19 protein-coding genes are annotated in these 22,766 nt (G+C 59.0%); 10 read left to right on the top strand and 9 right to left on the bottom strand.

Going from position 1 to position 22,766, the window contains the following annotated elements; genetic code table 11:
• Positions 1 to 79: 79 nt before the first annotated feature.
• From iolD to iolB, 4 genes are read left to right on the top strand one after another with little or no spacing between them, the layout of a single operon-like run.
• On the top strand, positions 80 to 1,912 hold the full coding sequence (gene iolD / locus ACR0J5_RS18975) for a 3D-(3,5/4)-trihydroxycyclohexane-1,2-dione acylhydrolase (decyclizing) (protein WP_480656179.1): 1,833 nt from the start codon (positions 80 to 82) through the stop codon (positions 1,910 to 1,912).
• Positions 1,909 to 2,808, top strand: a complete 900-nt coding sequence (gene iolE, locus ACR0J5_RS18970; RefSeq protein WP_480656177.1) for a myo-inosose-2 dehydratase — start codon at positions 1,909 to 1,911, stop codon at positions 2,806 to 2,808. Before iolD ends, iolE begins: the two co-directional genes overlap by 4 nt.
• A gap of 48 nt (positions 2,809 to 2,856) precedes the next feature.
• Complete coding sequence (locus ACR0J5_RS18965; RefSeq protein WP_480656175.1) at positions 2,857 to 4,038, top strand: phytanoyl-CoA dioxygenase family protein; 1,182 nt, start codon at positions 2,857 to 2,859, stop codon at positions 4,036 to 4,038.
• A gap of 46 nt (positions 4,039 to 4,084) precedes the next feature.
• Complete coding sequence (gene iolB / locus ACR0J5_RS18960; protein WP_480656173.1) at positions 4,085 to 4,891, top strand: 5-deoxy-glucuronate isomerase; 807 nt, start codon at positions 4,085 to 4,087, stop codon at positions 4,889 to 4,891.
• Positions 4,892 to 4,893: 2 nt separating this feature from the next.
• Here the strand turns inward: iolB and ACR0J5_RS18955 are convergent, their stop codons facing one another.
• Genes ACR0J5_RS18955 through iolC form a run of 3 tightly spaced genes read right to left on the bottom strand, consistent with a single transcriptional unit; the run spans position 4,894 to position 7,544 of the window.
• The gene (locus tag ACR0J5_RS18955; protein ID WP_480656171.1) at positions 4,894 to 5,733 is read right to left on the bottom strand and encodes a class II fructose-bisphosphate aldolase; all 840 of its coding nucleotides are present in this window, start codon (positions 5,731 to 5,733) and stop codon (positions 4,894 to 4,896) included.
• Complete coding sequence (locus tag ACR0J5_RS18950; RefSeq protein WP_480656169.1) at positions 5,730 to 6,566, bottom strand: 5-deoxy-glucuronate isomerase; 837 nt, start codon at positions 6,564 to 6,566, stop codon at positions 5,730 to 5,732. The genes ACR0J5_RS18955 and ACR0J5_RS18950 overlap by 4 nt, the downstream gene beginning before the upstream one ends.
• Before the next feature lie 9 nt (positions 6,567 to 6,575).
• Complete coding sequence (gene iolC / locus ACR0J5_RS18945; RefSeq protein ID WP_480656392.1) at positions 6,576 to 7,544, bottom strand: 5-dehydro-2-deoxygluconokinase; 969 nt, start codon at positions 7,542 to 7,544, stop codon at positions 6,576 to 6,578.
• 126 nt (positions 7,545 to 7,670) lie between these two features.
• On the opposite strand from iolC, the gene ACR0J5_RS18940 reads away from it, so the two are divergent.
• On the top strand, positions 7,671 to 8,774 hold the full coding sequence (locus ACR0J5_RS18940; protein WP_480656167.1) for a Gfo/Idh/MocA family protein: 1,104 nt from the start codon (positions 7,671 to 7,673) through the stop codon (positions 8,772 to 8,774).
• Between the two features lie 36 nt (positions 8,775 to 8,810).
• Positions 8,811 to 9,944 carry a Gfo/Idh/MocA family protein gene (locus tag ACR0J5_RS18935; RefSeq protein WP_480656165.1) on the top strand — a complete coding sequence of 378 codons (1,134 nt, stop codon included), beginning with the start codon at positions 8,811 to 8,813 and terminating at the stop codon, positions 9,942 to 9,944.
• Here the strand turns inward: ACR0J5_RS18935 and ACR0J5_RS18930 are convergent, their stop codons facing one another.
• Positions 9,945 to 10,943: a LacI family DNA-binding transcriptional regulator gene (locus ACR0J5_RS18930; RefSeq protein ID WP_480656163.1), complete on the bottom strand. Its 999-nt coding sequence runs from the start codon at positions 10,941 to 10,943 to the stop codon at positions 9,945 to 9,947.
• Positions 10,944 to 11,396: 453 nt separating this feature from the next.
• Between ACR0J5_RS18930 and betA the strand changes: the two genes are divergently transcribed.
• Both betA and betB read left to right on the top strand, forming a co-directional pair.
• The gene (betA, locus tag ACR0J5_RS18925) at positions 11,397 to 13,082 is read left to right on the top strand and encodes a choline dehydrogenase (protein WP_480656161.1); all 1,686 of its coding nucleotides are present in this window, start codon (positions 11,397 to 11,399) and stop codon (positions 13,080 to 13,082) included.
• A 59-nt stretch (positions 13,083 to 13,141) separates the two neighbouring features.
• Positions 13,142 to 14,599, top strand: a complete 1,458-nt coding sequence (gene betB / locus ACR0J5_RS18920) for a betaine-aldehyde dehydrogenase (RefSeq protein ID WP_480656159.1) — start codon at positions 13,142 to 13,144, stop codon at positions 14,597 to 14,599.
• 120 nt (positions 14,600 to 14,719) lie between these two features.
• Here betB and ACR0J5_RS18915 read toward each other — a convergent pair whose 3' ends face one another.
• The 5 genes from ACR0J5_RS18915 to ACR0J5_RS18895 form a co-directional block, all read right to left on the bottom strand.
• Complete coding sequence (locus ACR0J5_RS18915) at positions 14,720 to 15,466, bottom strand: hypothetical protein (protein WP_480656157.1); 747 nt, start codon at positions 15,464 to 15,466, stop codon at positions 14,720 to 14,722.
• An 89-nt stretch (positions 15,467 to 15,555) separates the two neighbouring features.
• Positions 15,556 to 16,692 carry a DUF3300 domain-containing protein gene (locus tag ACR0J5_RS18910; RefSeq protein ID WP_480656155.1) on the bottom strand — a complete coding sequence of 379 codons (1,137 nt, stop codon included), beginning with the start codon at positions 16,690 to 16,692 and terminating at the stop codon, positions 15,556 to 15,558.
• A gap of 162 nt (positions 16,693 to 16,854) precedes the next feature.
• A complete protein-coding gene (locus tag ACR0J5_RS18905) occupies positions 16,855 to 17,955 on the bottom strand; it encodes an alpha/beta hydrolase (protein WP_480656153.1) in 1,101 nt (366 codons plus the stop codon).
• A 69-nt stretch (positions 17,956 to 18,024) separates the two neighbouring features.
• The gene (locus ACR0J5_RS18900) at positions 18,025 to 18,519 is read right to left on the bottom strand and encodes a hypothetical protein (RefSeq protein ID WP_480656151.1); all 495 of its coding nucleotides are present in this window, start codon (positions 18,517 to 18,519) and stop codon (positions 18,025 to 18,027) included.
• A 50-nt stretch (positions 18,520 to 18,569) separates the two neighbouring features.
• On the bottom strand, positions 18,570 to 20,267 hold the full coding sequence (locus tag ACR0J5_RS18895; protein WP_480656149.1) for a sulfatase-like hydrolase/transferase: 1,698 nt from the start codon (positions 20,265 to 20,267) through the stop codon (positions 18,570 to 18,572).
• Between the two features lie 173 nt (positions 20,268 to 20,440).
• On the opposite strand from ACR0J5_RS18895, the gene ACR0J5_RS18890 reads away from it, so the two are divergent.
• Complete coding sequence (locus ACR0J5_RS18890) at positions 20,441 to 21,745, top strand: hypothetical protein (RefSeq protein WP_480656147.1); 1,305 nt, start codon at positions 20,441 to 20,443, stop codon at positions 21,743 to 21,745.
• The gene (locus tag ACR0J5_RS18885) at positions 21,684 to 22,745 is read left to right on the top strand and encodes a class I SAM-dependent methyltransferase (RefSeq protein ID WP_480656145.1); all 1,062 of its coding nucleotides are present in this window, start codon (positions 21,684 to 21,686) and stop codon (positions 22,743 to 22,745) included. Before ACR0J5_RS18890 ends, ACR0J5_RS18885 begins: the two co-directional genes overlap by 62 nt.
• The last annotated feature ends 21 nt before the right edge of the window (positions 22,746 to 22,766 follow it).

Raw genomic sequence — 22,766 nt, 5'->3', positions numbered from 1 at the left:
CGCATATTGGCAAAACTGAAATTCAACGGATCGCCCACATAGGTATTGCATGCGGGCCGTGTGTTGAAAGGAAACACGAATGAGCAAGACAATCCGACTGACCGCGGCGCAGGCCTTGGTGCGCTATCTGGGCGCGCAGATGAACGAGGGTGGCGAGCCATTCATCGCCGGTGTTTGGGCCATCTTCGGCCACGGCAATGTGGCCGGGCTGGGTGAGGCCCTGCATGCTGTGAAAGACACTCTGCCCACCTATCGCGGTCATAACGAGCAGACCATGGCCCATTGCGCGATTGCCTATGCCAAGCAAAAGCGGCGCACGCGGGCGATGGCGGTGACGTCCTCGATCGGGCCAGGGGCGACGAATATGGTAACGGCGGCGGCGCTGGCTTATGTGAACCGCCTACCGGTTCTGCTGCTGCCCGGTGACGTGTTTGCCACGAGAGGGCCCGACCCGGTGCTGCAACAGCCCGAAAACTTCAGTGACGGTACTGTCAGTGCCAATGATTGCTTCCGTCCGGTCAGCCGATACTTCGACCGGATCACGCGGCCCGAACATCTGTTGACCGCGCTGCCGCGCGCCTTTCGCACCATGACGGACCCTGCCGATTGCGGGCCCGTCACGCTGGCCTTTTGTCAGGACGTGCAGGCCGAGGCCTATGACTATCCCAAAAGCTTCTTTGAACCGCGCGTCTGGTATCAGCGCCGTATCCGCCCGGATGAGGGCGAGTTGGCCCGTGCTGTGGCGGCGATTAAGGCGGCCAAACGGCCTGTGATCATCGCGGGCGGCGGCGTGCATTACTCGGGGGCGACGGATGCTTTGCAGAGCTTTGCCGAGACGCACAATATTCCGATCACCGAAACGCAGGCAGGTAAGTCTGCGCTGGCCTGGGATCATCCGCTGAACCTTGGGCCAGTCGGCGTGACGGGCGGTGAACCGGCCAATGATGTCTGCGCCAAGGCTGATCTGGTGCTGGCCGTGGGCACGCGGTTGCAGGATTTCACCACCGGCTCATGGGGCCTGTTTTCGAACCCAGAGCGTGAGATGATCTGCCTGAACACCGGCGCATATGACGCCGAGAAACACGGCGCGATGCCCTTGCAATCGGATGCCCGAGTTGGGTTGGAAGAGCTTGGCGCGGGTTTGCAGGGCTATCGCGCCGATCCGGTTTCGGACACGCTCAAGGCCGATTGGTATGGCAAGGTTGATAAGCTGACCGATGCGCCCGGTGACGGGAATGCGTTGCCGACGGACATGCAGGTTGTGGGCGCGGTCCAGCGTGCCTCGCATAACGACACAGTTGTGATGTGTGCCGCGGGCACCATGCCGGGTGAGTTGCACAAGCTGTGGAAAGCCCCGCGCCCCGGTGCGTATCACATGGAATATGGCTTTAGCTGCATGGGGTATGAGATCGCGGGTGCCATGGGCATCAAAATGGCTGAGCCTGAGCGCGATGTGATCTGTTTCACCGGCGACGGCACCTATATGATGGCCAATTCCGAGATGGCCTCGGCGGCGATGATGGGCGTCTCGTTTACCGTGGTGATCACGGACAACCGGGGCTTTGGCTGCATCAACCGCCTGCAGATGGGCACTGGCGGGGCCGAGTTTAACAACCTGCTGGACCATGCGGTGCATGAGACGCCGTCGGCCATCGACTTTGCCGCCCATGCGGCGGCGATGGGCGCCACCTCGGTCAAGGTTGGTTCAATTGCCGAGTTGGAGGACGCGCTGGCCAAGCGCGCCGACATCAAGGGTCCATATGTGGTTGTCATCGATACCGATCCGTACCCCTCGACCGAATATGGCGGCACGTGGTGGGAGGTCGCTGTGCCCGAGGTCAGCATCCGCCCAGAAGTGAACGAAAAACGCGCGGCCTATGAGCTGGCGATCAAGGAAAGAAACACCAAATGAACGTGAAAATCGGAATCTCTCCGATCGCGTGGCAGAATGATGATCTGCCGGATCTGACGGCTGCTTACACCATGGAGCAGGCGCTGAAAGAGTCGCGCCAGATCGGCTATACCGGCGTCGAACGTGGCCAGCGCATGCCCGGCGATACCGAAGGGTTACGTGCCTATCTTGAGGCGAACGACATCGCGCTGTGTGGGGGCTGGTGCTCGGGCGCGTCGCTGGTGAACGATTTCGCAACCGAGCGCGAGGCCGTGCGCGAACAGGTCGAACAATTCGTGGCGCTGAACAGTCCCTGCATCGTCTATGCCGAATGTTCGAACACCGTGCAGGGCCAGATCGGAACGCCGGTCAATGACCGACCCAAACTGTCGAAAGACGAGGTTCTGGCCTATGCGGCCAAGATCACGGAACTGGCCAAGTGGATGGCCGATCAGGGCATGCCGATGGCCTATCACCATCACATGGGCACGATCATCGAAAGCGAAGACGACGTGAACTGGCTGATGGAGGGGTCGGGCCCCGAGGTGAAGCTGTGTTTTGACACAGGCCATCTGCTGTTTGGCGGAGGCGATGTGTTGGCCACCCTGAACCGTTGGGGCGACCGCGTGCACCATGTGCATTTCAAGGACATCCGCCCCGCCGTGGTGCAAAACACGCGCGAGAATGAGCGCAGTTTTCTGGACGCCGTGATTGCCGGCGCATTCACCGTCCCCGGCGATGGCTGCATTGATTTTCAGGCCGTGGCGAACGCGCTGAAAGCAATGGAGTACAGCGGCTGGATCGTGGTTGAGGCCGAACAGGACCCGGCCAAAGCCTCGCCCTATGAGTATTCGAAAAAGGGCTATGAGCACATTGTCAAAGTCTGTGGGGAGGCCGGGCTGACGATCACCGCATAACTCACCGCCCGCAGGGGCAACACCCAAGCCATGAGAAAGGAGAAAATCATGGTGCATCAAGAACTTGGATATGTCGGATATTTTGACCGGGAATCCTGTGATCTGGATGAATTCAAGGTGTTGACCTCGCAAAGCCTGACCACTGACGCGGTGCCCCACGCGGTATCGGTCGAAAAGAACGTACCGGTCTATGACATGGATTCATTGCGACCGGCGTTGGAGGATACCCAGCAGCGAAAGCAATTGCTGGCCGAGTGGGGACATGTCCTGAACAGCTCGGCGGGTGTGATCGCCTTGAAGGGGGCTTATGCGGATACCTCGGTGATCGACCGGGCGACTGACGTGTTCCGCGACATCATCGCCCAGGAACGTGAAGGCGGCGGCGGTGAGGGCGATCACTTTGCCGCCTCAGGCGCGAATGACCGGGTGTGGAACGCGTTGCAAAAACAGTGCATGCACGATCCCGAAGGCTTTGCGCTTTACTACGGGAACCCGGCGATTGCCGCTGCGTGTGAGGCGTGGCTGGGGCCGAACTATCAGATGACCGCGCAGGTCAATCAAGTACGCCCCGGCGGTCAGGCGCAGCAAGCGCATCGCGACTATCACCTGGGGTTTCAAAGCGCTGAAATGGCGGCGCGCTACCCCGTGCATGCGCATATGGTGACAGCAACTCTGACCCTGCAAGGCGCAGTGGCCCATTGCGATATGCCGGTGGAAAGCGGGCCGACCAAGCTGTTGCCGTTTTCGCAGCTCTATGCGCCCGGATATCTGGCGTTCCACGATCCCGCCCATCGGGAGTATTTTGAGGCGTCCTGTATTCAGCTGCCATTGTCCAAGGGCGACGCGGTGTTCTTCAACCCGGCCCTGTTCCACGCAGCTGGCGCGAACCGCAGCGCGAATATCGACCGGATGGCCAACCTGTTGCAGGTATCATCGGCTTTTGGCCGCGCGATGGAGGCCATCGACCGCCGCAGCATGTGTCTGACGGTTTACTCCGCGCTGATCGCGTTGAAACAACGTGGGGCGCTGACCGGATTGGCTTTGGACGCGGCCATCGCCGCCACGGCCGAGGGGTATCCGTTTCCCACCAATCTCGACACCGACCCACCCGTTGGCGGCAATGCCCCCGCCAGTCAGGCGGACATTCTGCGGCAGGCTCTGTCCGAAGGGTGGAGCGAGACTCAATTGGCTGAAACGCTCGCAACCCAGCATCAGCGCCGGGCCGCGTGACGCAAGAACCGGGCGGGCCCATCCCGCCCGAAAGGAGAAGAAGAGAATGGCAGACCTGCTCAAGAAACCTTTTGGCACACGGGGCAAAGTGCATGACATCACCCCTGCCAGCGCCGGTTGGCGCTATGTCGGGTTTGGCCTTTACCATCTGAAAGCAGGCGACAAGGCGGCTGAAGTAACCGGCGACCGTGAGGTTATTTTGGTCATGGTTGAAGGCAAGGCACGGATCTCAGGCGCGGGGCAGGACTGGGGCGTTCTGGGCGACCGGATGAATGTTTTTGAAAAGACCGCGCCCCATTGCTTGTACCTGCCAAACGGGACCGAGTGGGAGGCCGTGGCGGAAACCGATTGCGTGCTGGCGGTGTGTTCGGCCCCCGGCAAGGGCGGGCATAAGGCGCGGCGCATTGGGCCGGACGGCATCACGCTGACCGAGCGCGGCAAGGGCGTGAACTCGCGTCATATCAACAACATCGCGATGGAACATGAGGATTACGCCGACAGCCTGCTGGTGACCGAGGTGTTCACGCCAAACGGGCACTGGTCATCCTACCCCAGCCACCGCCATGACGAGGATGACTATCCGCGCATCACCTATCTGGAAGAGACCTATTACCACCGCCTGAACCCGGCCAATGGCTTTGGTATCCAGCGGGTCTATACCGATGACGGTCAGTTGGACGAAACCATGGCCGTATCGGACGGGGATGTAGTGTGCGTGCCGCGCGGCCATCACCCCTGTGGCGCGCCCTACGGGTTCGAGATGTATTATCTGAACGTCATGGCCGGACCTTTGCGCAAATGGCGGTTCGTCCCGGCGCCCGAGGTCGAATGGATCATGGAGCGTGACGCCTGATCCTACCGCTGAGGCGGCGCGCCAAACGCCCGGATGACGGTGCGGGCGGCGGCCTCGACCGGATCATGCGTTTCTTTCAGGATGGTCACGCGGTCAAACCGGTCGGGGTCACTGTTCACGGCCTCACGCAGCGCGTGACCAAAGGCCATCCGCAATTCGGTGCCGATGTTGAACTTGCAGATCGAAGTGTCGCGCGACAGGCGCGCGCGTTGTTCCACCGGCACGCCCGAGCCGCCATGGATCACCAGCGGGACATCGGTCAGCGTGTCGATCTCGGCGATGCGGGCCTCATCCAGCCCGCCCTCTTTGTCTTGTTGCAGATGCACATTGCCAACCGAGATCGCCATCGCGTCGACGCCGCTTTGCCGGGCGAATTGCGCGGCCTCTGCCGGATCGGTACCGTTTGATCCTTCGCCTCCGGAATAGCCGACAAACCCGATCTCACCCTCGCAGGAAATCCCGGCGGCGTGGGCCATCTCGGCAATGGCGGCGGTCTCATCGATGTTTTGCTGCAAGGGTTTGCGCGACCCGTCAAACATCAGCGAGGTAAAGCCGCTCTCCAGCGCGATCCTGCACTCTTCGAAGGTATAGCCATGGTCAAGATGCGCCACAACGGGGACCGAGGCGTTTTCGGCCAGATGCCGGAACATCTTGCCAAGGATCGGCAAGGGCGTGTGCTCGCGACAGCTTGGGCCCGCTTGCAGGATCAGGGGGGCGTTTTCGGCCTCAGCTGCGGCCACATAGGCACGCATGTCTTCCCAACCCAGCGTCACCAACCCGCCAACGGCATAGCCTTGTTCATATGCGGGCTGCAGGACGTCTTTCAGAGTAACAAGCGTCATTTGAACTTGGCGATCATGTCTTTGATGCCCGGGATCGTTTCGATCTGATAGGCATGGGTGGGCTGGAAATACTGCACCAGCGACCGCTGGCTCAGGCCGGCGAGGATGGTGAAATAATACATCTCGTACCCCGGCAGAACACAGCAGGGGTGGTAGCCATTGTCGATGCAAACGGTCGATCCATCGACGATGTGATACGCATCGCCGGGTTCGTTGTCTTCACGCTGCAGCATCTGCAGACCCGAGCCCCAGTTGGGTTTGAAGCGGAAATTATAGGTCTCATCATGCCGCGTCTCATCGGGCAGGCGGTTGGTGTCATGCTTGTGGCTGGGGAAACCCGACCAGCCGCCCTGGCCGACGGTGAACAACTCGCTCACCAGCAGGCGGCCCACCTTGTCGTGTTGTTTTTGGCCTAGTATGTGCTTGATCTTGCGATGGGTTTTGGTGTCATCGCTGCCATATTGCACTAGGTCATGTTCGCGCACATCGAACGGTTCCAGCACCTTGTCGTATTTTGCACCGGCCACGAACACCTCGGCGGACTCGGACAGGCAAACCATCTGCGCCTTGGCCCCAACAGGGACATAGACCCCCTCGGGTTCGCCGTCCCAGACATCCTCGCCCCGGTTTCCCAAAGCGGGGAAGGGGACGCCGTCGATGTCGACATCGACGCTGCCGGTTGCCGGAACAATGCAGGTCTCATAGCCGGGCACCTGATATTCGAACGCGTCGCCCTTTTTCAGTTTGACGATGTTGAAATAGTTCAGCGGAACTGTTGGATCATCGGCATCCACGATGGGCTTGTTCTGATTGTCGAATGGGGCGATGTGCATGGGGACCTCCTAGGTCGTCGGACCGGGGTGGGACGCCAGAAATGCGTCCAGTTCAGACGTGGTCGGCATGGCCGGAGAGCAGCCGGGATGCGACACGACAATCGACGCACAGGCCGACCCGCGCATCACCGCCTCTTTCAGCGGATAGCCCGCCGCGATTGAGGCCAGCAGCCCGGCCATGAAACTGTCGCCGGCACCGACGGGTTTGATCGCGTCAACGGGGTAGATGCCGGTTTCGATCTCCTGCCCGTCCGCCAAAGTGACCGCGCCCTTTTCGCCCATCTTGTAGATCACGACGCGCCCCGGCTTGCGGGCCAGGTCCTGAGCCTTGGCAAAACCTTTCTCAATGCCGCCTGCCATGAAGCCGAACTCTTCGTCATTGCCGACGATCAGGTCGCTGGCGTCACCGGCGCGTGACAGCACATCGGCGGCCACTTCGGGCGATGGCCAGCTGTAGGGGCGGTAGTCTATGTCGAAAATCACCGGCAATCCTGCCTTGCGGGCGTTTTCAAAGGCTCGGAACGTGGCGCTGCGCGACGGCTCGGCGGCGAACACTGTCCCGGCGGACAGCACGGCTGTAAAGGCGGTGTAGTCTACCTTGTCCACGTCTTCTTCGGTGACCTGAAAATCAACCGCTCCGTTGCGGTAGATGACGTTTTGGAAATCCTCTGTCCGGCTTTCATACAAGGCCAGTGAGGTGCGATATTCGCCGCCCTGAACGCGGATATACGATGTATCCACGCCGTAATGCGCCAGCCGGTTCATGCAGAACCGCCCCACCGCATCGTCCGAGATCGATGTGACCAGTGACGCCTGACTGCCCAGCTTGACCAGCCCCGCGCAGATATTGGCCGAGGACCCGCCCAGATCGGCGTGAAAGGTGCCTGCATCCTCGCTTTTGACATTGATGGGCTCGGCGAACAGATCGATGCCCGCGCGCCCGAAGACGGCAAACCGGTTTCCCTTGATCCCATCCATCAAAGTGCTCACGTCGTGTCCTCCGGCAAAAAGGGCGGGCAGGGATCGTTGGTCCTTGCGTTGAATCGATTCACACGATACTCATTTTGCAACCGGTTGCAAATACAATGTTCGGAGCCGTTGCACATGCCTGAAATCGGAATAGGAATCGTCGGTGGCGGCTATATGGGCAAGGCCCATTCCGTTGCGATGGCCGCCGTGGGGGCCGTGTTCAACACCGTCCTTCGCCCCCGGCTTGAGGTGATCTGCGCCTCAACCGCCGACAGTGCCGAACGCTATCGCGCAGCCTATGGGTTTCAGCGCGCGACCAAGGATTGGCGCGCGCTGGTGAATGACCCTAAGGTAGAGGCAATCGTGATCGCCTCACCGCAAACCACGCACCGTCAGATTGCCGAAGCGGCCTTTGCCTTGGGCAAGCCGGTGCTGTGCGAAAAACCACTGGGGGCCTCGCTCGATGACAGCCGCGCGATGGTGGCAGCAGCCGAGGCTGCAAGCGCGATCAATATGGTTGGGTTCAACTATATCCGAACCCCGGCCAGCCAATTCGCAAGGCAGCTGATCGCGAATGGTGAGATCGGGGATATCACATGGTTTCGGGGCGAACATACCGAAGATTTTTATGCCGATCCGCAGGCTCCGGCGAGTTGGCGTACAACGGGCATGGCCAATGGCACGATCGGGGATCTGGCACCCCATATGGTCAACGGTGCGCTGGCTCTGATCGGGCCGATCACGCAGGTCATGGCGGATGTCGAAACCGTGCACCGTCATCGTCCGGGTGGCGAGGTCACCAATGATGACCACGCCCAGATGATGTGCCGCTTTGAGAATGGCGTCATGGGCAATCTGTATTTCAGCCGTGTCGCGACGGGGCGGAAGATGGGCTATGCCTATGAAATCTCGGGCACGAAGGGCGCGATCCGCTTCGATCAAGAGGATCAGAACGCCCTGTGGTTGTATCGCAGCGAAGGGCCTGAGGCGACGCGGGGCTTTACCAAAATCCTGACCGGCCCTGCCCACCCTGATTATGAACCCTTCTGTCAGGGGCCGGGGCACGGGACCGGGTATCAGGATCAGATCATCATTGAGGCCAAGGATTTCCTGCACGCCATTCACACCGGCCAGAATATCTGGCCCACGTTCCGCGTTGGGCATGAGGTCAACCGGGTTCTGGCGGCAGCACTTGCATCCTCGGACCAGCGGCAATGGCAGGCGGTCAGCGATTTCTGACGCAAATATCGGCATGATAGAAGAGAGACTAAGATCATGGCAAAACTGAAATGGGGCATGATTGGCGGGGGCGAGGGCAGTCAGATCGGACCCGCCCACCGTTTGGGTGCATTGGCTGACGGGATGTTCGAATTCACTGCGGGCGCACTGGATCATCGCCCCGATGTCGGGCGCGAATATGCGCAACGTCTGGGGGTAGCGCAGGACCGTGCCTATGGCGACTGGCAAGAGATGCTGGCCGGTGAAAAAGACCGCGCCGACCGGATCGATCTGGTAACGATTGCAACACCGAACGCCACCCATTTCGAGATTGCGAAAGCCTTTCTTGAGGCCGGGTTCCACGTGCTGTGCGAAAAGCCGATGACCATGACGGTGGAAGAGGGCGAAGAGATCGTCCGCGTCGCCGAAGCCTCGGGTAAGATTTGTGCGGTCAATTACTGTTATTCCGCCTATCCGATGGTCCGGCAGGCCCGCGCGATGGTGCGGGCGGGGGACATCGGCAAAGTGCGTCTGGTGGTGACGAATTTCAGCCATGGACACCACGGGGATGCCACGGATGCCGACAACCCCCGTGTGCGCTGGCGTTATGATCCGGCGATGGCAGGCGTGTCCGGGCAGTTTGCCGATTGCGGTATCCACGCCCTGCATATGGCAAGTTTTATCAGTGATGATGAGGTCAAAACGCTGTCGGCGGATATGGCCTCGACCATCCCCAGCCGCGCGCTTGAGGATGACGCCATGGTCAACTTCCGCACCGAGGGCGGCGCGGTTGGGCGGTTGTGGACCTCATCCGTGGCCATCGGGCGGCAGCACGGGTTCGACATTCAGGTCTTTGGCGAAACCGGTGGTTTACGCTGGATGTCGGAACAACCGAACCAGTTGGTCTATACCCCCGTCAATGGCCGCACACAGATCATCGAAAAGGGCGAAGGCGGCTTGCATGAAGACGCGCAGCGCCTGTCCCGTGTCGCCATTGCCCATCCCGAAGGGTTCCCGCTGGCGGTTGCGAATATCTATTGCGATCTGGCTGACGCCATTCAGGGCGAAACCCGCGATGGCTTGCCGACACCCGCGGACGGCGTGCGGTCTATTGCTGCCGTGCATGCGGCGGTGGCTTCGTCGAAGAACGACGGCGCCTGGACCGATGCGCGCCCGCCCATGTTCCGTTGATCAGGTGCGGGGCCGTAACGTGCCCCGCTCGATCACGCGGCAGGGAAAAATCCGGGCTTCGGGATAGCGCGCAGGATCTTTCAGCATCTCTTCGACCAGATCGACTGAGGCGGTGATGATCTGTTTGATCGGCTGGTGGATTGTGGTCAGATCAACGCTTTGCCAGCGCGACATCTCCATGTCGTTCAGACCGATTATGCCGATGTCCTTGCCGGGTTGCAGGCCATGGTCTGACAGCGCGGACAAGGCCCCGATCGACAGAATGTCATCGCCGCAGAAATACCCTTCGGCGGGCTGACCCTGCAACAGGCGCAACATTTCCGCGCGCCCCGCCTCAAACGAATAGGCACCCGCAAAGGAATGCGTCACATTCAGGTCGGGGTGCTTTTCGGCCTCTTCCATGAAACCGCGATAGCGGTCCATGGCGGATGTGGCGTCTTTGGGCCCACCCAGATAACCCACATGGCGGTAACCGCGCGCCAAAAGCTCGCGGGCGGCCATGCGTCCGCATTCCACGTTGTCGATGCCAACCACATGCACCTCGGGCGAGGTTGCCGAGCGGCCAAACGTATGCACAACCGGAACGCCCGCATCATGAAATGCCTTGGCAAAGCTTGGGGGCAGGGTTGATGAGGCGACAATCGCCGCGTCCACCGAATATTGCCGCAACATCCGCACAGAGTTTGTAGGTTCCGTCTCATCCGTCAGGTTCACGATCAACGGGCGCAGCCCGCGTTCCTGCAGGGCACGGGTGAACTGATCGAACACTTCCAGAAAGATCGGGTTGTGAAAGTTGTTGGAAATCAGACCGATCAGCTTGGTCCGCCCGGTGGTCAGGGAAGAGGCCAGCGCGTTCGGGCTGTAGCCCAGTTCTGCTGCTGCTTTCTCGACCTTGCTGCGCGTCTTGGCTGAGACGGAAGCCCCTTTTGTAAACGTGCGCGACACGGCTGAGCGCGATACACCGGCCAGAGCCGCGACTTCTTTGAGGGTGACACTCATGCGATGGGCCAGAGCGTATTGTGTTGGCGTGTGAACGACTGCATGGGGAAACAATAGGCCCGATCAATATCCACGCGCAATCCGTTACCCAACCATCCTGAAAATTCGCGCCGCGGGTCGCCACCGTACCCTCAAGGGTGAAAAGACCCTTAGCCGACTTCAGCCACATTTTGACAATCCCGACGGCGGCTTTCTGAAAGTCGGATGTACCCCTGACCTCGCGCCTGATGGCAACGCGTCGTTTTTTGTTGACTGGCAAGTCAGTCAATGTCAGCTAGAGCTCCAAGAAAATCGTTTTTGACTGATCAATCAGTTAAAAATCGATAACAGAGTTAAGTCAACAAAACTGCGTCAGCTCGCGACGGCAAACCCAGCGTCGCTGCGCGGTGCACAGGTGATCAGGTCGCAAGCCTTCGTGTTTGCTGACATCGCCGGGAAACATGGGAAACGACGATGGAACAGTTCGATTATGTCATCGTGGGCGCGGGTTCGGCTGGTGCGGTCCTGGCCAACCGACTGACCGAAGATGCCGCCAATACAGTGCTGCTGCTTGAGGCCGGAGGCGAGAATGACAACCTGTTTGTCAACATGCCCGCCGCGATGACGTATCCGATGAAGTTTGACCGCTTTAACTGGAAACACGTGACGGAGCCTGAACCCTACATGAACAATCGCCGGATTGGTCAGCATCGGGGCAAGGGTTTGGGTGGATCGTCTGCGATCAACGGCATGGCCTACGTGCGTGGCCACGCCTGCGATTATGATGAATGGGTCGAACTGGGTGCCAAGGGCTGGGGCTATGCGCAGGTGCTGCCCTATTTCAAACGCAGCGAGCAATATAGAGGCAGCGAAGATGAATATCGCAACACGGATGGATACCTGAGAGTCTCGCGCGGAAATGACATGGTTGGTACGCCCCTGTATCAGGCATTTATCGACGCGGGCGTCGAAGCGGGCTATCCGGCTACGACCGACTATAACGGTTACCGGCAAGAAGGGTTCGGCCCCTACCAGATGACAGCGTTTGAAGGGCGGCGCAGCTCAACTGCGCGGTGTTTCTTGAAACCGATCCGCCACCGCAAGAACCTCAAGATCGAGACCTGGGCTTTTGCCAAGCGTATCGTACTGGACGGCAAGCGCGCCACCGGGATCGAATATGATCGTAAGGGCCAGCGCAAAATCGCCAAGGCGAACAAAGAGGTGATCATCGCCGCCAGCGCCTTTAACTCTCCGGCCTTGCTGCAGGTTTCGGGTATTGGCCCGGCAGATGTTCTGCGCAATGCCGGGGTTGAGGTGGTGCATGATCTGCCCGGTGTCGGCGAAAACCTGATGGACCACCTTGAGGTGTTCTTTCAAATGCGCTGTTCGCAGCCCGTCAGCCTGAATTCCAAGCTTGGGCTGTTCAACGAGGCGAAGATCGGTCTGCAATGGCTGCTGACCAAAAAGGGCATCGGGGCCTCAAACCAGTTTGAATCGGGTGGGTTCATACGGTCGCGCGCAGGGTTGCGCTGGCCTGATATCCAGTTCCACTTCTTGCCCGGAGCGATTTCTTATTCCGGCGATCCTGCCTTCAAAGAAGACGGGTTTCAAGTACATGTCGGTCCGAACAAGGCCAAAAGCCGCGGGCATGTGCGGATCCAAACTCCGAACATGGAAGACCACCCCAAGATCCTGTTCAATTACCTCAAGGAACAAGAGGATATCGAGGATTGGCGGCGCGCGGTGCGTCTGACGCGGGAAATCATGAATCAACCGGCGCTTGACCCGTTCAACGCAGGCGAATACGCGCCCGGCACGGATGTCCAGACAGATGATGAGATTGACGCCTGGGTCCGGCAAGAGGCGGAAACCGCCTACCATCCATCGGGCACCTGCAAGATGGGTGCCGATGACGATCCAATGGCCGTTCTGGACCCTGAATGCCGGGTCCGCGGAATGGAAAACCTGCGCGTGGTGGACTCGTCCATCTTCCCGGTGATCCCCAACGGCAACCTGAACGCCCCGTCGATGATGGTAGGGGAACGCGGCGCGGATTTGATCCTGGGGCGCGACCCGCTGCCTGCATCTAATGCCGATGTCTGGATCGATCCGGAATGGGAAACCCGCCAGCGACTGAACCCACCAGCGCGCGCCATTTGAATGCAATGTCAAAGCTGCCCTGTCCCCCACGGCGCAGCGACTTCTTCCACGAGGACAGAATGAAGTACCAACCCAAGGCCAGCCATTTCATCAATGGCGCATATGTCGAAGATACCGACGGTGAGGCCATTGATGTGATCTACCCCGCAACAGGCGAGGTTATCGCCCGGGTGCACTCGGCCACGCCTGCGATTGTCGAACAGGCCATTTCCAGTGCCAGGGCGGCGCAAAAAGCATGGGCTGCGACCCCAGCCGTTGAACGGGGCCGTGTATTGCGCCGCGCAGCCGAACTGATCCGTCAGCGTAACGAAGACCTGTCTAAGATCGAAACCCACGACACTGGCAAGCCGATTCAGGAAACACTGGTCGCAGACGCTCTGTCGGGGGCAGAGGCATTGGAATATTTCGGTGGGCTGGCCGCAACTTTGACCGGAGAATACATCCCCGTCGGCAACGGAGATTTCGTCTACACCGTACCCGAGGCGCTTGGTGTGTGTCTTGGCATCGGCGCATGGAACTATCCCATCCAGATTGCCTCATGGAAAGCCGCCCCAGCCTTGGCCTGTGGCAATACGATGGTGTTCAAACCGTCCGAAACGACCCCGCTGACAGCGCTGAAACTGGCCGAGCTTCTGACCGACGCCGGCGCGCCCGCCGGTGTTTTCAACGTGGTGCAGGGCCTGCGTGACGCCAGCGCCGCGATGGTGGCCGACACGCGGATAGACAAGGTGTCTCTGACCGGCTCGGTCCCGACGGGCAAAAAGGTTTATGCCGCCGCCGCCGAAGGCATGAAACACGTGACCATGGAATTGGGCGGCAAATCCCCCATACTTGTCTTCGACGATGCCGATCTTGAGAATGCGATCAGCGGCGTGATCAACGGGAACTATTACTCTTCTGGGCAGGTCTGTTCCAATGGTACCCGTGTGTTCGTGCAAAAGGGCATAAAGGACGCCTTTGTCAAACGCCTTTGCGAACGGCTGGAGGGCGCTGTGATCGGTGACCCGATGGACCCGCAGGTGAGTTTTGGCCCCATGGTCAGTCAGGCACAGCTGGACATCGCCCTTGGCTATGTTGAAAAGGGCAAGGCCGAGGGGGCGACACTGGCCTATGGCGGCGCACGTCTTGATCGCGGCGCCGGTTTCTACATGGAACCGACCCTGTTCACCGATGTTACCGACGACATGACCATTGCCCGCGAAGAGATTTTCGGCCCCGTCCTGGCTTTGTTGGAGTTTGAAACCGAAGACGAAGCCATTGCCCGTGCCAACGAGACCGAGTTTGGTCTGGCCGCTGGCGTATTCACCAAAGATCTTGCACGGGCTCACCGGGTTTCGGCGGCGTTTCAGGCAGGCAGCTGTTATATCAACACGTATAACCTGACTCCGGTCGAGGCGCCGTTCGGTGGCATGAAAGGATCGGGTGTAGGCCGCGAAAACTCCAAAGAAGCGATTAAACACTATTCGCAGGTCAAATCCGTGTATGTCTGCACAAACGACGTAGAGGCCGCCTTCTGACAGGCGGCAGGGCCCGCCGCAGCTGAGACAAGCGGCCAAACCGAAAGTCTGCGTGTGGTTTCCCCAACCACGCGCAGCTTACGACCCTATCCGGAAACACCGTTCACCCGGTGGCTCATCCTAGAATTTCAGCTTCACACCGAACAGAGCACCGTTTTGCTCGACATCGTAGACAAAGCCGTTCCCATCTTCGCGATCGACCGAGAAATACCTGTACCCCCCGACCAAATCCACCGTTTCGCTGATTTTATAGCCGACGCCCCCGAAAACATCTGCGGCCAAATCCGAACCGCCGCCACCCACAAAAGACCATCCGGTAAGATACCAGTTATCGTCGATAAAAGACTGTCCGCGTACTCCGACAATCCCATCCCACCAGTCGTCTCCACCGGTGACATCCCGGCCCGGCAGCGCACCCGCGGTCAGAGAGCCGTTGATCGAAACGTCATAGTACCGAACGCCCGCGGCCAGGCGCAGCTCGGACGTTGGCGACCCATAGGCCACATATTCCAGCCCCAGCGTTGCAATCGTGATGTCCGTATCAACAACGGCTGAGCTGAAAAGCGGGCCGGGCGATGCATCCCCCGAATTGAAATCAAAGTATTGAAGGTCACCAAAGACCCCGATCCTGTCCTTGGTCGCCGAGCCCGCGATCAGAAACCCTATGTCCAGTTCCTCAAGAAGATCGCTAAAGGACGCATCCACGCTCAGGGTAGGGGATCTTGGGCCCGGCGATACGTCGCCGGTTAAGCCCGGTGCCCACAAATAGGGGGTTACAACAAAATCCCATTCCCCCGCCGTGTTCTGAGCGTGCCCCGGTAGCGCGGACATCGCCAGCAGTGCCGCCGCACCCATGTGTCGTGTCATAGGACCGTTTGTCCCTTTACGCGTAACACCAGACCTTTGTTGCAAAACTCAACCCTCCTTGTTCTGCACCGCGTGGCGGAACAACTGAATTACTTTCTTCTCGGCCCGTCGGCACCCCGCGTCGGGCGCCCCTGCGGCCTTCCGGGTCGCGATGGTTCACCCGGCGCTGTGTTGTGCCTGGGTGTTTCTGCGCCCCTCGGCCTATTAGCCTGATCGCCGGTGTTTACGTTGTTCCGAACATCGGTCGTGCCGCTGCCCACATCCGGACGGGCGTTGTCCGGAATACGGGCAGGATCGGATATCTGACCGCTCTGCGGACGGGTGATATCCGCCGCACCGGTCCGATCACTCAGATCGCGCCGCAGTTGGTCGCCCCGGTTGGGACTGCGCGCAGGCAGTGTCGTGGCGCCACCCGGAGCCCGCCGATCCTGAATGGTTCGACGCGCTTCGGCCTCGCGCCTTGGGTCAGGTTGCCATCCGACAGTCACATCACCGGTATTGACGAACACGTTCCGATCATTCCCGATGGCAATCCTGCCGGGGTCATGATGGATCGGCCGGCCATGCCAGCCGCCGCAATTGAGGCAGCCCCAATACCTGTACCAATCGTCGTCATCGTCAAAAATGGCATCGATCAGCACGGCTGTCCCAAAGAAAAGCAAGGCGGCGGACACGGCCTCGTTCGCGCCGGAACTGCCACCGTCTTCCTCAACGACATAAACGGTTTCGGTGTTGTACTGCGGCACATAGACGACCTGAGGGTCTGTCGGCGCAATGGTGATGGTCTGGTCGCCGTTGTCCTCTTGCGTCACCTCGACGATCTGCTCTTGACCGCTGTCAAGCGTGCCCGCCGCCTCGGCCTCGGCGCGTTTGACCTGAACGGCGTCCATCAAATCCTCGCTCTGGACCAGCATCGCGGCGCCGATGGTTTCGGTCCAGGCGATGTTGTCGGCCATTCTGGACAACGTATCGGGGAAGGCCGTCGCAAGTACGGTCACGCTGGCGTCCCAGCCCTGCTCTTCGATCAGCGCCTTGCGTGCTTCGGGCTCTGAGTCAGCCGTGTCTTCGGCAAACTGATCCGCTTTGGACACCTCCAGCGGATAGGTGGCCGCAACAAGGATTTGTATCAACAGCGTATCGGGGTAAAGGGCGACGGGCGCGACAAGCTCTTGCAGTTCTTCTGTCGTGAACTGCGCCTCTGTCCCGGCGCCTGCCGTTTCTTCCACTGACCCGGTCTGGTCACTCTGCGCCGCAGTCAGTGAGGGCAGAGCGCAAGCTGCAAGGAAGAGGGCCGAAGCCGTTTGAAAAATGCCGGTCCTGAACGCATGTTGGGCCTCTCTTTGCGATTGTCAGGTGGTTTTTGCCGCGCGCACTGCGCCTCGGCCCGCTCATCCATCGATCTGCACGACCTGAAGAACCCCATCGATTCCTGTGCCGATTGTGCGCCCCACCGAAAAGTCGAAATCCGATTCAAAACTTGAACTCTGCGTCAGGGCAGTGCCCATCAGCTGTGCGATTTGCGGCGAGTCCTTGAATTTCGAATGGGCCAGCGTACCGGTGTCATCCACGGTGCTCAGATCGATGGCATTGATCCCCAGGTCCGCCAGCTCGTCGGCGGGGATCTGGCCAAGGCGCGCAACGCCACCCGCAACCCGCTGGCTGGCCTTCAGCGCTTTGTCATCCTGCGACACCAACACAACGAACCGCCTGTATTGTTCGGGGAAACGGCGGATCTGCGTCAGGAAAAGGTCGATATCGATGTCCGGTGCCGCCAGCACCACGTTTTGCGCCTTTCCTGTGGGATTCAAACCGGTTGTCATCGACACCTGCCGTCCGGCCTCCATGACCAGAAACGTACCCATCGAATGCGCCACCAGATCATATCCGTCGATTGCCGAGTCCTCCATCACCGAAAACATGCTGATCAGGTGATCTCGGGCGATCAACGCGCTGTTGATGTCGTAAACGTATTTGACCGTCTGACCGCTTGAGGCCCAGGTGAACAGGATGGGCACACCCTGGTATCCGGAATCCTCGACAAACTGGGCCATCTGCAAAACCGCACTGGTCAGGTTTGTGTTGTACCCATGTACGAACAGCAGAACTTCGCGGTTTTCCCTTGGCAGGGATTTTGCCGCATCGCCGACCGCCTGCTGAAACTGCGCTTTGTCAGAAAACAAGCCCGGCGTCTCGATAACAAAGTGTTTGCGCGGATCAGGGGGCAGTGAGGCTGGTCGTTCAATTTTGCCTTTCTGATGATCGGGCGGAATCGTGACGTCGATCGCCGCAAAGCTCAACTCGGGGGCGCGCGCGCCGGAAAAGAACTCTGACGGGTCTTCTGACAGCGCACGCGGTGTTGCGACGTAGATCCGATGGCGGGTGAGATCCGGAACGCCTTCGGACGGCACGGCCGTTTCCACTCCGACAAGGTTTTTGGGACCTGAACAGCCCACCAGTGCGGTCAAAACAAGGATGATCAAAAGACGCATCGATTCAGGTTCCAAGATGTTTTGGTGGCACAGGGGGCTGACCGCCCCCATAAGTGGTCGCGGATGCGGTCACTGAAACTGGATTTTCACGGACTGCTCTGCCGGCACCGACAGGGTTACGCCCGTGGATTTGTGCCGCGCCACGATTACGACGCATGAGGAATTGACCAGCGTGATATCGCCGGACGACTGCACCGGGACAAGGCCGCCCGCCGAACCATAGTATTGCCCGACAAAGTCCACAGGGTCGGTCAGGCCATAAACCTCGCCTTCGATCTCACCCACACGGACGCCGGATTCCAGGGCCTTCATGCCATTCGCGGAAAACGGAATCTCCTGACCGTCGTTCAGCGTCAGAACACCTTTGCCCCAGCGGACGCCAACCAGTACCGATACCGATTGGCCATTAAATGTAAGCGTGCCGGACAAAGGCAGATCCGTTCCGCACGAGGCATTGGCCGTTTGCGCAACAGCGTCCGACAGCGGCGCGACCGAGAGGGCGAGCAAAGCACATGCCAGTGTTGCGGTTCGGACAGATGAGATTTTGGTCAAAAACGGGGTCATATCGTTCTCCTTCCTGGAGCAGTTTTTCAAACTGGATTTGCAAGGGGGCTTTATTGTTCTGGGGTCTGCCGCATGAAGAAGAACTCTTCGACGGTTGCCTGTGTCTCGGGGCGCAGGTTGACAATCCCGTCATAGGGAACGCCGGTACCGGGCGGTGTGTCGGGATATTTGTTTTTGCGTTGGAAATGGCGCTGGATCATGTTGACAAACTTTGCGCTGCCCCAGGCTCCGATCTCAGTTGAGACGGGGTATTTCTCTTGCGGGTCGCGAAACAGATCGTAGAAATCCGCAAGGATCGCGTTTTCAATGTTTCCACCGGGAATGGCGAGCTTGTACTGCTCTTTTATCACAGCCTCTAATTTGTTGATATTGTAAAGAAAGACGTAATCACGCCGGCCATGGGCCTCGCCATTGAACAACAGAGACGTCTGATCAATCCCATCAATTACTCGATCACGCGGTATGGCGTCTGTTACTCCGGCGACCCGTGCCAGCGTAGTGAACAGATCTGTCACGTGGATCATATCGCCCACGACCGACCCTGCCTGGATCATCTCGGGCCAGCGCACAAAGGCGTCGACGCGCACCCCGCCTTCGGTGGTCGCGCCCTTGCCCCCACGGAAGATCATGGGCGTATAGCCCGATTGCGGCGCATACTTTGTGAAATGACCGTTGTCGCCCATGATGATGACGATGGTGTTGTCGGCAACGCCCAGTGTCTCCATCTCGGCCAGCAGGTCACCGATCCAGCTGTCGACCAGCTTCATTTTCTCGACATAGTGCCCGCCATTTGGCGTTGTGTATTCATCGGTCGTCGTCCGCGGGCCTGTCAGGGGGTAAAGCGGCCAGTATTGCAGGAAAAAGGGTTCATCCTGCGCGGCAAGCGCGCGCAGCTGATCCATTGCCTGATCCTGATAGCGCAGGTTCATTTCGTGGTATTTTGCTTCGGTCCAGCGCTCGCCCGGTTCCATATGGACTTCGCGAACATCCTCGTTCCGCACGCCTTCTACCCCAGTCGCCAGCCGGGACGCATCCGTGCGCAGCCAGCGATCCATGGTGTAGAGATCGTCATAGTTATTGTTGCCAATCCCGACCGAGACCTCTTCGTCTGCGGCATCGTCATGGTAAATGGTCAGCTGACCCTGTTGATGGATCGGGAAGGCCGCGAAATCGAAGCCCTGGAAATTCGGCCAGGACTCGCGAATGTCGCCCATGTGCCATTTCCCGATATGGGCGGTGTTGTATCCGGCATCTGACAAAAGCTCGGCCAGGGTCACCTCATCCTCGGCTAGGCCAAAGCCCGAAAGCTCGACCTGTGTGTTGCCCATGCCGTTGCGGTGCGGCTGACGGCCGGTCATGAACGCGACACGGGTGGGTGTGCAGGAGGGTTCGGTATACATTCTCGCCAACCGCATGCCTTCGGTGGCAAATTGATTGATCGAAGGGGTCTTGTAGCCACGAATGGCATTCAGGGTCTCGCTGCCCAGATCGCCAAAGCCGATATCGTCGATCAGAATGTAAAGAACATTGGGCGGCTTACCGTTATTGACCTCTTGGAATGCCGCCAGTGCATCGTCGATTGCCTGGTCCTCTTGGGCCCAGCGTTCACCGTTTTGTGCCTCGAGTATGTAGTACTCTGCATCGCGCACGATGGGCGCGTCCTGTGCCAGGCTTTGCGCGCCGAATAACACGGATAAACCTGCGATCAACGACGTTGCAAGGCCGTGGCGTTTGGACAAATCTACCATGTTTTCTTCCTGTTTTTATGGTTCAAGGACCCCGTTAACCGCGTTCAAGAGACACGTCCGATATCGACGCAATCACAGATCGCGATGCGGCCATTTGAGAGATGCAAAGCGCAGTCGAACAATGTAACTTGGGGTATGTAACCGTTACAGATTGTCTGTGAGGCTTTCCGCACATGGCTGAACCCAAGATCGACAGGCAGGAGAAACAGGCTGCTCTGTATCGCGTTGTCGAAAGCAGCGAATTCAGCGGTGCCGAACGCCTGAGGGCCTTTTTGACCTACGTGGTCGAGCAGGAACTGGCAGGCCGGCATGATATGATTTTGGGCAAGACAATCCTTGAGGATGTGTACCAAAAAGGCCCGGGCGAAGACGGCAACCCCGACGCTGTGGTACGGGTGGACGCCACAAGACTGCGTCAGCGATTGGACCTGTACTATGCCGCCGAAGGGCAGGACGATCCGGTGCGCATTCATATCGACAAGGGCGGGTATGCGCCCCGGTTCGAGCGGATGTCATCCCCGGAAATTCAAGACCGCAAACGGTTTTCCAGACCTATGGCCCTTTGGGTGCTTGGGGGAGCAATAGCCGCAGTGGTGGCTGCAACGGCCGTTTTTATGATGCCGGGTTCCAACACATCCTCAAAGCCGCAGAATCTGTCGCCCGAGGCGCGATCGGCGTTGTTTGAAAACAAGCCCACGGCCCTGTTGGCCCGCAACATGTCCGAAGAAGCCCGCGCATTGCTGTTCCCCGCACCAGAGTTGCTGCGCGTTTCGGCGGCGCTGGAGATGTTCGAAGAAGCGATGCGACTGGACCCGAACTACTACGGCAGCTACGCCGGAGCGTCGCAAGCCTCGACCATTCTGGCTGGGCTTTCGCCCACCCCGCAAGAGCGCGAGGTTCATTTGAATGCCGCCGACGCCTTTGCGGAACGCGCGTTGGAACTGGATTCGACCAAAGCCTGGAGCCATTCGGCCAAAGCTTTTTCTCAGCTTGTCCATCGTGATTTTGCTGCGGCTCAGCAATCCAGCCAACGCGCGTTGCAGCTTGAGCCGGACAATTTGTATTCGCTTGAAATCGATGCTGTGATTTCCGTGTTCTCCGGCGATTTCGAACGGACAATCGCCAATGCCAACCCAAAGCTGCACCGGGGTCGCTCGGGCACCGGGTTACCTTGGCGGAATGCACTGGGAACCGCTTTTTTTCACACCGGTGACTATGACAAATCGATCCAGCACCTGACTGAGGCAGTGCGCACCGGCGGACCCATCAGCGAGATCAACACCGCCCATCTTATCGCCGCCTATCAGGCATCCGGGCAGCATGACAAAGCCAGCGAGATGGTCGGCGCTTTTCAAACCTCGTGGCCGGAAAGCCGTGTGTCATTTGTCCTCAAATCCCTGTTCGAGGACAGGGCGGATGCCGAGCGGGTTCTTAGACAGCTTTCTGCTGCGGGTTGGGTTGACCCTGTGTCCCGCTAGGGCGGGGCCAACCAATTCCCTCTCGCCCAAACCTGTAACCGTTACACACCGCGCGTTGCGTTGCTGCGGCCCAACTATCCATCATAACCTGACTGATATGCGCAGAACGGGGCGACCAGAGCAGGCATGCTCTCCGCGTGCAGAAAGATTGGCGATGTACAAAGAACTAAATGAGATCAATGACAAACCCACAGTCTTTGGGGTCTATACCGCTGAGGCTCTGTGGGCTGATGAGCACCGATCCAGACAGATGCTGGAATTTCATCTGAATGAAACGGTCGACATCGCGTCCAGAAAGCGCGCCTTTATTGAGGCGTCCTCAGAGTGGATCATTGACCATTTTGATCTGCAACCGGGGAAGTCCGTTTGTGACTTTGGCTGCGGTCCGGGGCTGTATACGTCTCGGTTTGAAAAATCCGGGGCAAACGTTACCGGATTGGATTTTTCGGCCACGTCTATCCGATATGCAAGACAGCAGGCGCAACAATCGGGCCAGAAGATTGAGTATCTTCAAGGCAACTATCTGGCGTTCGACCAGACAGATCAATTCGATCTGATCACGATGATCATGTGCGATTTCTGTGCCTTAAGCCCTGCGCAAAGATCGGATTTACGTCGTATTTTTCACAAAGCTCTAAAGGCGAACGGCGCGGTGCTGTTGGATGTCTATTCCATGGCCGCCTTCGCCGAGCGTAAGTCTGCCAGTTTCTACGAGCGCAACCAGCTCAATCATTTCTGGGCCGCAAGTGACTATTATTGTTTTGTGAACACGTTCAAGTACGAACAAGAAGCGGTCATGCTCGATAAATACTCGATCTTCCCGGAACGCGGTCGGCCCGAGGTCATCTATAACTGGTTGCAGTATTTCAGCCCGGACAGCCTGACGCGCGAATTGGAGATGGCCGGGCTCTCGGTCGGACACATCTACAAGGATATCAGAGGCTCACCCTATTCCGAGCAGCATAGCGAATTCGCGGTCATCGCTCGGAAGACCACTTAAGGCTTTTTGCAAACAGGCGGG

This window comes from Ruegeria sp. BE1, from assembly GCF_056538885.1.
Note: the sequence above shows the minus strand (reverse complement) of the source record. Positions and strands in the feature narration are given on the sequence as shown.